Raw genomic sequence first — 1,040 nt, 5'->3', positions numbered from 1 at the left:
ATATCTGGTTTAAAGTGGCCATAGTTTCTCAACGGCTTTTGGACGGCCAGGGATCCCTTGAACCCGACTTCCTAAAGATAGCTAGAATAAACACCTGCCTGTGTGAGCCTGGAAGATCAAAACAAGCGGCCAACCTGTGTTCCCACTTGGAGAGTTGACAAGTGAATGATCCAATCTGACCAGCCATGAGGAAACAACAAGTATTGCAATTGCTCGGCGAGCAATTTGCCGAGATTCAAAAGCAATTTGGTGTGCGGCGACTGGCCCTGTTTGGCTCAACTGCTCGTGGCGAGGATCAAGCCGGCAGCGACATCGATATCCTAGTTGAATTTATTGGTAAAGCCGACTCCAAGCGTTACTTCGGTCTGCTCTTCTACTTGGAAGACAAACTTGGATGCCCCCTAGACCTTGTGACCGACAAGGCTCTACGCCCCGAACTTCGTCCATTGATAGAAAAAGAAGCAATCTATGTCCCGTGAATGGCGTTTCTACCTAGATGATATGATTGAATTTGCCAAGCGAGTCCTTGAATACACAGAGGGGTACACTCAAGAAGACTTTGAACGGGATCGCCGAACCTATGATGCGACCTTGAGAAACATCGAGTTGATTGGTGAGGCAGCCACTCACATTCCTGCAGAAGTCCGTAACCAGAACGAAAATATTCCTTGGCGACAACTCATTGCCACTCGTAACCGTATCATTCATGCTTATCTTGCTCTAGACAACGACGTTTTGTGGAGTATCATCCAAAGTGACATGCCCCAACTGCTTGACAATTTACAGAAACTAAAGCGTAGTCTCTCCGATTCTCCCTGCTAACCCTAACTTCAGGAGCAACGCCGCCGTTTTCATCCAGTTGGAAACCCCCTCTGACGGGATCCACTCTGGCCAGACTACGGCTTGTTACATCGTTATTGCTACGCAACACTGTCGCGAACGCGCCGGCGGCGCAGAGCGCTTGGGTAGTGGCGAGGATCCCTTGGAGAGTGTCTTATATCTGGTTTAAAGTGGCCATAGTTTCTCAACGGCTTTTGGAC

Annotated in this window: 2 protein-coding genes; both read left to right on the top strand. The window is 48.9% G+C overall.

Annotation, left to right across the window (positions count from 1 at the left end):
• The first annotated feature begins 185 nt into the window (after positions 1-185).
• The gene (locus SYN65AY6A5_RS10265) at positions 186-479 is read left to right on the top strand and encodes a nucleotidyltransferase family protein (RefSeq protein ID WP_011429785.1); all 294 of its coding nucleotides are present in this window, start codon (positions 186-188) and stop codon (positions 477-479) included.
• Positions 469-822: a DUF86 domain-containing protein gene (locus tag SYN65AY6A5_RS10260; RefSeq protein WP_011429784.1), complete on the top strand. Its 354-nt coding sequence runs from the start codon at positions 469-471 to the stop codon at positions 820-822. Before SYN65AY6A5_RS10265 ends, SYN65AY6A5_RS10260 begins: the two co-directional genes overlap by 11 nt.
• Positions 823-1,040 lie beyond the last annotated feature (218 nt).

Source organism: Synechococcus sp. 65AY6A5, from assembly GCF_002760415.1.
Classification (GTDB): domain Bacteria; phylum Cyanobacteriota; class Cyanobacteriia; order Thermostichales; family Thermostichaceae; genus Thermostichus.
Note: the sequence above shows the minus strand (reverse complement) of the source record. Positions and strands in the feature narration are given on the sequence as shown.

What these genes read in the sequence shown, in the direction of transcription:
- SYN65AY6A5_RS10265 (WP_011429785.1), top strand. Translation starts at nt 186, where the DNA reads ATGAGGAAACAACAAGTATTGCAATTGCTCGGCGAGCAATTTGCCGAG.
- SYN65AY6A5_RS10260 (WP_011429784.1), top strand. Translation starts at nt 469, where the DNA reads ATGTCCCGTGAATGGCGTTTCTACCTAGATGATATGATTGAATTTGCC.